Source organism: Helicobacter sp. MIT 05-5293 (assembly GCF_000765665.2).
Classification (GTDB): Bacteria; Campylobacterota; Campylobacteria; order Campylobacterales; family Helicobacteraceae; genus Helicobacter_C.
Window position 1 is genome coordinate 892416 of sequence record NZ_JROZ02000001.1, and the last position, 10720, is coordinate 903135.

8 protein-coding genes are annotated in these 10720 nt (G+C 35.9%); 3 read left to right on the top strand and 5 right to left on the bottom strand.

Annotated elements, in window-relative coordinates; all coding sequences use genetic code 11:
• Window positions 1–485 precede the first annotated feature (485 nt).
• Entirely contained in the window at window positions 486–935 is a 450-nt protein-coding gene (locus LS68_RS04525; RefSeq protein WP_138091047.1) for a DNA modification methylase, read from the top strand.
• A 226-nt stretch (window positions 936–1161) separates the two neighbouring features.
• Here the strand turns inward: LS68_RS04525 and LS68_RS04530 are convergent, their stop codons facing one another.
• From LS68_RS04530 to LS68_RS04545, 4 genes are all read right to left on the bottom strand, one after another.
• Entirely contained in the window at window positions 1162–4500 is a 3339-nt protein-coding gene (locus tag LS68_RS04530) for an Eco57I restriction-modification methylase domain-containing protein (RefSeq protein WP_138091050.1), read from the bottom strand.
• Complete coding sequence (locus tag LS68_RS04535; RefSeq protein WP_034369944.1) at window positions 4500–7751, bottom strand: helicase-related protein; 3252 nt, start codon at window positions 7749–7751, stop codon at window positions 4500–4502. Before LS68_RS04535 ends, LS68_RS04530 begins: the two co-directional genes overlap by 1 nt.
• Before the next feature lie 355 nt (window positions 7752–8106).
• Entirely contained in the window at window positions 8107–8370 is a 264-nt protein-coding gene (locus LS68_RS04540) for a hypothetical protein (protein ID WP_034372415.1), read from the bottom strand.
• 12 nt (window positions 8371–8382) lie between these two features.
• Window positions 8383–8868, bottom strand: a complete 486-nt coding sequence (locus LS68_RS04545; protein ID WP_034372418.1) for a hypothetical protein — start codon at window positions 8866–8868, stop codon at window positions 8383–8385.
• 210 nt (window positions 8869–9078) lie between these two features.
• On the opposite strand from LS68_RS04545, the gene LS68_RS04550 reads away from it, so the two are divergent.
• Window positions 9079–9285, top strand: a complete 207-nt coding sequence (locus LS68_RS04550) for a hypothetical protein (protein ID WP_138091053.1) — start codon at window positions 9079–9081, stop codon at window positions 9283–9285.
• Between the two features lie 282 nt (window positions 9286–9567).
• Window positions 9568–9831 (top strand): hypothetical protein, encoded by a 264-nt coding sequence (locus tag LS68_RS04555; protein ID WP_138091056.1) that lies wholly within the window; start codon window positions 9568–9570, stop codon window positions 9829–9831.
• A gap of 440 nt (window positions 9832–10271) precedes the next feature.
• On the opposite strand, the gene LS68_RS04560 is transcribed toward LS68_RS04555, so the two are convergent.
• The gene (locus tag LS68_RS04560; protein WP_241993671.1) at window positions 10272–10505 is read right to left on the bottom strand and encodes an XRE family transcriptional regulator; all 234 of its coding nucleotides are present in this window, start codon (window positions 10503–10505) and stop codon (window positions 10272–10274) included.
• Window positions 10506–10720: the final 215 nt, after the last annotated feature.

Below are 10720 nucleotides of genomic sequence, written 5' to 3' on the forward strand. Positions count from 1 at the left end.
AGATTTAGAATCTCCTCGACTAAAGCGATAATAGAATCTGCGATGTTTTGATTAGATGGGGAGCTTTTCGATAAATTGCTTTATCCACCAAAACGCACCTTTACCTAAAGCTACTATTCTATAAAACAAGTTATGATACAAATACTATTATTATAAGGCAAGAGCAAAATGGATATAGAAAAGCAGATTTTGTTTTTTTCACTTGAACGATTACAAAGCTACAAAGACACTTCAGAACATTATGCAAACTTTTTACTCATTTTGGTGCGAAGCAATCTCTCAACATAAAATCCGCAATTAGCTTTTAAATGGACTATTTTGAATATTTGCACAGAATCTCATATTATACTCACTCCTAATACACCCCTCTCTCAAACTTATCACGCTTATAGTAAAAAGGGTCAGGTTCTCTTATCCCAGCATACCAGCAATACCTATACAATGTCCGTTTTTTGAGGACAAATTCAGGTAAAAAAGGTAATGGTATGCCTGTGGTGAGAAACCCACAATTTTATTTCAAGGAGGGTTTTTGTTGGACAGATGTGTCTTATGATATAAAATGCAGAAAGAAAGGCATTAGTGTTAATGATGTTTTAAGTATGGCGTTGTATTCCCAATTTAGCCAAACTTCAGAAAAATATCTTGTTTGTATTATTAATGCAAGACTTATGAGTGATATTGTGTGTAACTTTATCAACAATACTTCACATTTTCAAATCAATGATGCGAGGCAGATTCCCATAATAATCCCTACAAATTCACAGCTCAAAATATTTGAAGCATTATTTGATAGAGCTTATTCTATCCAACAAGACAAATTTGCCAATCACATCAGCGAGACAGAAGCAAAAGCCAAATTAGAATCTATGCAAAAAGAGCTAGATACTTTAGTGTATGAGCTTTATAGACTTAAAATAGGCAAAAAGAAAGCTTAAGATTGTGATATAATAAAACTGGGGTTGCCTTAAGGGGCGGCTACCCCTTAAGTGTAACCTACTTCGCTAAGGTAAAGGAGGTTACAATGAGTAAGATTAAGACTAAAATCTTAGCTGTCATTATACTACTATGTATCATAGTAGTCAAGTGTGGCTAAGAGAAACCATAAGCACACCTTTCGCTAAGGGGTGTGCTTAATCTTACTCTGCCTCTTACTTAGCCTTTTTAGCAAACACAATGCCTATCTAAGCCATAGAGTGCATATACTTCTTTGTCAAGCTCTTTTTGTAAGTTTTCTAAATCAGAGGTATTATCTTTATATGCTTCAAATTTTTCTTTTTGTAGTCTAAAGGCTTTGCCAAATATAACTTTAAAAGCTTGAAGTTGTTGAGCAGTAGGGATTACAATAGGTAATTGTCGAAAATCATTAATTTGCAGATTCACACTTGCATTAACAAAAGTCTTAAGATACTCATACATAAAGGTTGAATTTAGCACTGACACAAAATAAGATATGGGTAAATTACACAAAGTATATAAACTCATACTCGCTACATCATTAATGGTAGATTCTTTAAATCGACATTTAATAAACTGCCCTTCTTCATAATGTAAGACATTATTCCAACAAAAACCCTCCTTGAAATAAAATTGTGGGTTTCTCACCACAGGCATACCATTACCTTTTTTACCTGAATTTGTCCTCAAAAAACGGACGTTTTCCTTGCTCCACGCAATATAAAAAGGTGTAGGAAGATACCATCTATTGCCATTTTTATCACCTTTATCATAGGGGACATAACAGGCTTTAGATTCTATGCCTTCTTGTTTTTCTTCTTCGCTTAAAGATTCTACATTAGCAATCAAACTCTCATCTATAATCTTATATAAAAATCCCTGCCCCCATACATCTCTGCCGTATTTAGCCTTTGCTTGAGTAAAAATATCTTGCACCTCACTTTCATTGAGTGATTCTAAATACGCCAAAGCCTCTTTTTTACTTGTTAGCTCTAATCCTAAATCCCTTTGCACTCTTTTTTCTTTACAAAGCTTCTCTGCCCTCTTTTCTTTACATCTTAAGGCTTCTTTAGAGTTAGCCTTATAGGCTACATATTTACCATTGTCTGCAGTAGCAAGTCCTTGCCCACCATCAGTGATAAGTCCAAGTAATGTAACATCACCGGGCTTTAGCGAATTTCTATAATACTCTAGGGCATTGCGGTTTTTTTCTATATCTCTAGAAGTCTTAATCTTTACCCACCAATTTTGCATTAGAGATTTTATCTTTTGATTATACTTATTATAAATGGCTAGATTGGCTTGATTGGGGGTAAATATGACAAGATTATTAGATTCTTTATACAAAGATTGCTTAAAGTGATAATACATAGGCAAATCAAAGCTTTTCCTCGCATCGATAAAAAGACAATCTGTTGTCTTCTCATAAGGAATTTTACTCAATTGTGTAATACAAGTATCCACCATAGCTGCTTCGAAAGGATTAGCACTATCACAAATAAAATGCAAGGTATTTTTCAAAATTAATTGTCGTAAGTTACTTTTAGTCTGTATCGTCCAAAAAGTTTTGGGAGTAATTAAACACAATACACCGCTTGGTTTTAAAAGCTCATAAGAACTAAAAAAAGCATGGTTGTAGGCATCATCAAAAAAACCTTGTTGTTTTTCTAATATGGGTTTGTTTTTTTGATAGACTTTACTGCCTTTATTTGAAATATAAGGAGGATTACCGATACAAATATCAAAAGATTCTACCCCAAACATCAGCTCACTATCAAAAAATTCTGCATTCTTTGGAGTGTCAAATGGATTATAACTTGCTAACGGGTGAGTATCCCCGCTAGACAAAACAAGATTGTCAAAGATTCTATTTTTAATAGCTTGAAACTGCCCTTTTAACTTTGGCTTATTGGCTGTAGGCAGGAAATATGCTTTGCGTATTTCCTTTAGGTCTTTTTTATCTTTTTCATAACCATCATAATCCATAACATCTTCTAATTTTACAAAACTATTAGCACAAACAAATTTGAATTCTAAGTTAGGCAATGGGGGTAGATTTGAGCTTGATTGCAACTCCACAATAAGGGAAAGAAAACATCGAAGTCTTGAGATTTCTGTCGCTATATTTTGTATATCTACACCATAAATTTGAGATTCTATTATAGAAAGCTTACATTCATAACGACTACGTGTATCACCTAATTGTTCTTGAAGAGAAATAATCTCATGCAAGATTCCCATAGGAAAAGCCCCACTCCCACAAAACAAATCTAGTATTTTTAAAGAATTTAAAGCTTCTAGAATCCGCTTCTTATCTTGTATGACTAAAGAGATTGATTGACTTTGATCTTTAGCAGTTTGAAGCAGAGAATCTATGGAAGCATGTAAATCAGGAAGCTTGTGTTTAAGAGATTGGGCTATCGCATTTTTACACATAAAGCTTACAATATGTCTAGGCGTATAAAAGCTCCCTGTAGCTTTGCGTATATTGGTAGTATCATCAAGAGTAGGATCTATTTCTGCCAAAAGATTCTCAAATATTTGCCCCAACATCTCTGGGTCAAGGCTAACCTGTGTGTCTTCTGGCGAAGATTCATCAATGGTAAAATGATAATTTTCTAAGATACTAAATAGATCTTTAAAAATATAATCAGGTATAGCTATACGAGAGAAAGTGCCAAATGCACTTTCTTGGCAACAATCAAGTGGGCTAGGAGCAAAAAGTCCTCCATTTAAAAATGGGATTGATGCAAAAAGCGCGTTATTTGATATATGAGATTTTCGCTCATCTACTTTAGTATTTAAGACTTCAAAAAAGAGTGGTATTAGAGTTTTTTGGTAGTAATCTTTTTGCACATCAAAAATAGAATTTGGAATGATACCTAACTCTTTCAAAAAGCGAATAAAAAGGATTCTTCCTAATAATTTAATACTAAATTCTTTTACATTTTGAATATTTAGCTCTGGAGCTTTAATATTTTCACAAAAAACATCAAAAACCTTTTTGATTTCTTTATAAAAATCTTTATTTAAAGGCTCGGTGCTAAAGGCTTTTTGCAAAGATTCTAAGGATTTTTGCTCTTTATCTATAAAGTCTTGTAGCTGGGTTTTAGCGGTTTTGATCTTCTCATGTCCTAGCACGAAGCTTTGGCGGCGGAAATTCGAGAAAGTTTGGCGATTTGCTTCATAGTCATAGCCTCTACTTACAAGGCTTAGGCGAAACTCTTGTGAATCTTCCTCGTAAAATACCGCAAGCACCGCATCAAAAGTGCTAGTTTTAAGGATTGAGGCTATCTCCTTATGTAGCCCTACTTTGGCATTGATAGAGCGAGTCTTAAACGCATACACGCAGAGATTTCGTTGAGAATCAAGCATGATAGGCTCACACACTTGTGTATAAGACTTGATAATGTTCCCCTCGTGATAGTTGTAAGAGGCTTCACTTTTGATATGGATATGATGCCCAAAAGATTGCGTGATAAAATCCCTAAAATGCGCATAACTATACGGCTGGCTAAGGAAAGTTTCTAATTCTGTCGCGCTCATTATGAATCCTTTTGAGTGCGGGTAGTTTCAATCGGAAATGCAGTGAGGCTGATTTGAATCTGTGGCTGTTGGGTATCGCTTGGGCTAGATTCTTTGCCTTGTGTGTGCGAGGTAGAATCTAGCTCGGGGAGATTACGCGCTAAAGCATAAAGTGTGTCTGTGAGATTCTCCCTTTGTGCGTTTTTAATATGTTTGCAGAGATTTTTATCACCTCTTTCTATCGCTGATATGAGCTTTTGCTTGGTCGTATCATCAAGCCCTTGACAATTCTTTACTTTGGCGGTTGCATTATTCTCATCTGCGGTAAGTTTTGATTGCAAGGGAGCATTAAAATCCGTCCTACTCTCTTGTATAAGGGCATTTTTATATGAAACTAACGCCGCATTTATATGGTGATAATGCACATCACGGTTTTGAGAGCTTTTGGTGATTGGGTCATTGAGATGTGCTTTGAGGAAGTCTGCCATTTCATAAAAATCACAGCTTTGTGCATCTGGCTCTTTAAGAAGTGTTTCGCTTGGTGTGTTGATATGATAAGGTGCGAAACTATCGCGATTTTGACCTGTCTTGATATACGCAAAGCTTTGAGATTCTGTAATGCTTGGTGAGAGGATAAGGGAGCGGGATTTGAGCGGTAAGGACTTGATACGCGCAAACTCCTCTTTATCTTGCTCATAGAGGTCTTTTAAATCTTTTTTATAAAGCGTATCCTTACTTTGCTCTTCTTTAGATTCTAAACTGATGAAGATTTTCTTACTCCCGACTTCCTCCTCATCATCATAAATCGCAGAATCTTCGCCCAAAGTATAGTGAAAGCTTTGCAGTTTGCTTGAAGCAATCGCATTGATATTGATAATCCTATCGGCAAGATTAGTAGGCTTAAAATTATAAATATAAATCTTATCAAAACTCGTGCCTATGCGGTTTATACGCCCTATCCTTTGCATTAATCGCGTGGCATTATAAGGCGTGTCATAGTTGATAATAATATCCGCTCGGTGGAGATTCACACCCTCTGAAAGTGTATCTGTGGCGATAATGATGCGATAATCATCTTTTTGCAACTCTTTTTTGTAGTTAGCATCAAAGTTTTCTCTGATGATTTGCTCTTTATCCTCTCGATTGCTCGCATCGATTTGGAGGATTTTCTCACCTTTAAGCCTTTGAGCAAGGTATTGTGCAGTGGTTTTAGCTTCAGTAAAAAGCACGATTTTGTCCTTTGGGTGTTCCCTTAAAAATATTTCTAATCGCTCTAGTTTTGGGTCAGAATCTACCTCTTCCCATAGATGCAAAAGCTTTTCTAGGGCTTGTTTATCTTGCTTGAGTGCTGCTACAAAATCACTCTTGAAATGGTGTTTTTCAAGTGGGAAAACCTTGTCCTTGTCTAAAAACTTCTCTAAGTCCGAATCATTATCACTTAGCACTGCTTCGTAGAGCTTTTCCCGCGAATCATAGTGTTTAGGGATATGAATCTTATCCTTTTCAAAAAACATCTTAAGTAGCGCATTATGAGAGGTGATTTGTTTCTTTAGTGTAGATTTAAATGCCTCAATACTTGAATCAAATCGCTTGAAAAGGATCTTTTGTATCAGCACTTGCAAACGCTCTGCTGTGTCTTGATAGAAAGATTCTTTTTGGTCTTGATTGCTTTCATTTTCGTTATAAGCCGCGATAAAAGCTTGCTTGCCCTCATCTGTGAGATTAGGGAAGATAAGATAGCGTTTATAGGCAAAGCTCCCTATGGCATTTGGCTCTTGGGCAAGAAAAGCTATGGTATCTTGTGCTAAAGGCAAAGAGCTAGAATCTAGCTCATATCTTAAATCTTGGGGATCTTGGATCGTAGGAAAGCGCAGGTTTTGCTTTTCTTTATCTCTATAAAGTGTTTCTATATCCTTGCGTGTGCGGCGAGTCATAATATGAGAAAGCAATTTATCACGCAAACTATCGGAGTTTTCCTTGAGCTTTTGGGTTTGGGCTTTGAGCTGCTCCTCTATGTCTTTTTGCTTGTGTTGGTCTGATGATTGTAAAGCGACATTTTTTTGCTCTTGTAAGTCTTTTAATTCTTTTTTAATCTCTTCAAATTTCTTTTGACGCTCACTACAAAATCTCTCTAAATCAATAATCCCCTCTATACCATGATGTCGTTTAGGGAGAAAAAGAGAGATTTGATGATAAATATCGCTAGGGGCGTTATTTTGCGGGGTGGCTGATAGGAGAATGACTTTTTTACTCTTGCCTTGATAGGGCGTGCGGCAAAGCCTCTCAAGCTCATTGTAACGCTTGCCCTTGCCACTCCTAAAATTATGACTTTCATCAATGATCACTAGCTCAATGTCAATGCACTCTGGGCGTGTGATTTTATGAATGCTATCGTGAGTAGTGATGTCGTAATTTGCAATACCTATGTCATCAAAATGTTTTTTCCATGATTTTTTAAGGCTCGGTGGGGTGCAGACAAGAATCTTCCCTGTGATAAAGCCCTCAAGGTGGCATTTTTGCGCAATAACAGAGGCGATAAGCGTCTTACCTAAACCCACAACATCGCTTAAGAAAAAGCCATTATATTTTTTCAGCTTTTCTATGCCCTCCTGCACAGCAGAGACTTGATAGTCATAGGGGGTATAGTGCTTAAAAATCCCCTTAATACTATCATCAATCTTTAGAGAATCTTCTCCAAAATGACATAAAAGGAGTTTATAGTAAATATCCTTAGGCGGGAGGATTTGCAGATAGCTTGTTTTTACGCAAGTATCAATATGAGCAGATTCTATCGGCACAGAATCCGACCAAAGCCTCTCAAACTCGGATAGGGCAAAGGCAATATCATCAGATTCATTACTCATCAGATTAAATTCATAATTTTTCTCTAAACCATTATGGCTAAGATTCGAGCTTCCTACGATAAGTGAGCCATTATATCGTTGGCAACCGCTTTGTGTGTGGCTGATTTTGGGGTCGGAAGCGAAGATATAAAATTTCGCATGGACATTTTTATCTTTTACCATTTTGATTTCAAGATGATTTTCTCTCAAAGCACATAAAAGCTCATCGATTGAAGTATCGACTTCATTGCTGTAGGTTTTTTCACCCTTTAAAATCGCTTGCTGGTGTTTGATAAAAAGCTCGCGAAAAGCCTCATCTTGATAGGCTGGATCTAAGCCTTTTTGCTCCAAATCCCACAATGTCTGATCCACATCAAGCCCTACCAAAATGCGAATTTTAAGCCTTTCATAGCCTTTGTTTTCTTGCAAGAGTGTATGTAATGCAACAAACCCACTAATGCGGAAAAACCCTATGAGAAAAGCTAGCTGCTCTATGTTTTTATCACTAAGCGCGCTCTTAAATTGGTTGAGAAGTGTGTTTCTGCCTTGATTGGTAGTAAATTTGCTATTGGGGTATAAATGCGCAATGTGTGTATTGTCGCTGGAGTGTGTGGAGAAATTTGCTAAAGAAGAGTTAAGCCCCCCCCCCCCGGAGTTTATTTTCGCCTATGATGTCTTCTAAATGTTGTTGCATTCTCGTGCCTTTATATTGTGATACTCTAAGATTGGGATACACTCACTTTTATATAAAACATTTAGTTTTATTGGAACTTTGCCTGATATTTTATAGCTTATTGATATATTTTTCTGTTACAAGGTAATTCAAATATTCAAAAAATTCATCTGCTCCAGTTGATAAATCTATTCCACCTTTATCTTCATAATCTTTACCGCCATGAATTAACATTGTTTCTGCTTCTGGTGAAAACGCTGTATTATCTCCTATTCTTGCTTCATATTCCTTTAAAACTTTACCTGCTTCTATGATTTGAAGTTTTTCTCCATTAAATTTTAAACTTATTGGTTGTTTATGTTGCTTTTTCTTCATAAAAATTATCATTTAGCATGAAAAATACCATTTTGTAATTTTTATTTTATTACCCACTCTTTCAAAAATAAATTCATCTTGGTCACCTTCAATACATGCTGCACTAACACCAAGATAAAACTTATCTTTCATTTTATTTTTATATTCAAATGTTATATAACATGGCTTATTTGAGGTATCTCCGCAATATTCAGCAAATTTAATTTTTTTATTATCTATTGGAACAACTTTTGGCATAACTTTGCAATGATGATATTTAACATATTCACCATAGCATAAAACTTCTTTTACAATTAAATTATATACTTCATTAAAATCAGATGTATCAACAATAGTGTATTTTGGAGAACCACATATTTCATTATCTTCAGGATACTGTTCTGGTGGAATTAAACCCTGCTCAAATTCTCTTTCACATGGAATATCTGTCCATAATAACTCTGCATACCCTATACTTTGAAATAGAAATAATAACACTATAACTAAAATTTTTTTCATTTCACACCTCTTATATTTATTTATATATCATTTTTGCAGTTTGTTTCTGATTTTCAAATTCTTCATTTGTTAAGAGTATCTCTTCTGATATTTCTTGCTCTTTATCTAATTTTAATCTTTTGAATGTCGATTCTAACAATCCTTTAGATTCTAAAATCTCATTACAAAAATGAGATCTGTCATTGCGCTTGTGTATTCGAGGGTTTTATTATGCTAAAAATTCCTATCACAAAGGGATTTGGCACACTTTTTGACACACTTGTAAAAAAACACGACCTTGCAAAAAACAAATTTAAAACAAAATCGCAAAATATTAGCGTATTTTTCAATTTTTTGCAAATTTTTGCAAAACACACAGCAAAGCCAATCAGCGCGGGTTTTGTCAAGGTAACCCCGAGACAGATAAAGCTACAATAGGCAAGACAAGCAAAGCGCGATTCAAAAAGCCCCAAACTTGAACCAAATAAAATTTGAGCGAGCAAGTAGCGCAATATGAGTGAATAGGAGGCACAGAGCGAGGATAATGACCAAGAGGAAAGCTTCAATACGCTTATATCCCTTAAGGCGATGGCGCAAGAGCAAGAAAGCGGGAATACAGCGAAGAGAGGGATTATCTAAAGCCAAGAGGAAGCTCAACATACCATCTCCCTTCACCCTTTTTTGCATTTTTGCACACCGCGCTTAAAAAAACGCTTTTGTTTGCAAAATATCTCACAAATCACCACAAGGCAAGTATCTTTAAAAGCAATCCCCACGCTGGTTTTGAGGATTTCGCGCGCCCTCTCAAATGTGGGGGGGGGTCAAAGGGCAAATGTGGGGGGGGGCATTTCAAGGCGTGAGGTGTGCGGGATTCAGTGTAGGTCAAAGGGCAAATGTGGGCAAAATGTAGGTCAAAGGGCAAAATGTGGGGAGTTGAATGTGCGCGTGCAAACGCACAAAGTGAGGCGCAAATGCAAAGTTTGAGCAAATACGCGAGAAAGCACTCAATAAAGAGGATTTTTTAAACAAGCAAATTTCATCACTCCTTAGATTCTAGCTTTTCAATGCGCTTACGCAAGGCATCGACATAAAACACAAGCCCGACTATCACTAGCACTTCGGCGATTTCCGCTACATATCCGATAATTTCACTCATTTTTACTCCTTTTATGGTAGAATCTCAACAGGACAATTTGAAACCCCTCTTTACGAGGGGAGAAGCTACAAGGCTTCTAAGATTTTGATTATCAGATAGATAATCTTTAAAACTAATATCGTGATTACTAGCTTTTTCATTTTGTCCTATCTCCTTTCATAAGCCGTATTATTTACTGCCTACAAAAGAATTATAACAAATATTATACTAATAAGTCAAGTATTTAAACTAAATTTATACTATTTTTGTATAAAAATTAGCGTATTTTTTACGCTTTTAATGTGAGTTTTTGCAGTATGATAGAGAGTTCATCAAGGGTTGATACTTTGGATTCTAACTCTTTGATATGTAAAAACATTTCACACGCTTTAGCCATAGGAGTAGAGATTTTATCAGTTCGTGCAGCTTTAGAGATAGCCTCTTCGCCATAGCCTAAACTCTCGCCTAGCTCCCTATAAGTAAGATTGTAAGTTTTACAAATCTGCTTAATTATATTTTCCAAAATATCCCCTTAAAGCGTAGCTTCTTTAAAACCAATATTATACTACAAAAATATTTTAAAAGCGTATTAATTTTACTCTTTGCAAGTTCATTTAATCCTCCTTAGATTCTAGCTTTTCAATGCGCTTACGCAAGGCATCGACATAAAACACAAGCCCGACTATCACTAGCACTTCGGCGATTTCCGCTACATATCCGATAATTTCACTCATTTTT

Excerpts from the sequence above, each read along its gene's own strand:
- LS68_RS04550 (WP_138091053.1), top strand. The coding sequence starts at position 9,079 with ATGCTAAAAATTCCTATCACAAAGGGATTTGGCACACTTTTTGACACA.
- LS68_RS04530 (WP_138091050.1), bottom strand. The coding sequence starts at position 4,500 with ATGAGCGCGACAGAATTAGAAACTTTCCTTAGCCAGCCGTATAGTTAT.
- LS68_RS04545 (WP_034372418.1), bottom strand. The coding sequence starts at position 8,868 with ATGAAAAAAATTTTAGTTATAGTGTTATTATTTCTATTTCAAAGTATA.
- LS68_RS04525 (WP_138091047.1), top strand. The coding sequence starts at position 486 with ATGCCTGTGGTGAGAAACCCACAATTTTATTTCAAGGAGGGTTTTTGT.
- LS68_RS04540 (WP_034372415.1), bottom strand. The coding sequence starts at position 8,370 with ATGAAGAAAAAGCAACATAAACAACCAATAAGTTTAAAATTTAATGGA.